General features: G+C 62.4%; 1 pseudogene. It reads right to left on the bottom strand.

The annotated features are described in order from the left end of the window. Positions 1-125, bottom strand: a pseudogene (locus tag AC0L3B_RS39230) (methyl-accepting chemotaxis protein); the annotation flags it as partial. Positions 126-295: the final 170 nt, after the last annotated feature.

Genomic DNA, 295 nt, shown 5'->3' on the forward strand with positions numbered 1-295 from the left:
ATCTGCTGGCCGGTCTCGCTCGACTTGCTCGACAAGCTGCGTACGGCATCGGCGACCACGGCGAAGCCACGCCCTGCTTCGCCGGCGCGGGCGGCTTCGATGGCAGCATTGAGCGCCAGCAGATGTCAGCCAAGGTCGACATTATCAACAATGCGATCACCCAATTGGTACAGGCTGCATCGAGCAGCGCGGATCAGGACAGCCATTCCGTCGGCGCGTCCGAGCAGAGCATCCAGAACGTACTCGCCCGTTTTCAGAACATCACCGGGCGTCTGGCCGAGTCGGCAGATCTGCT

The sequence above is a fragment of the Bradyrhizobium sp. Kon56 genome (assembly GCF_055807635.1).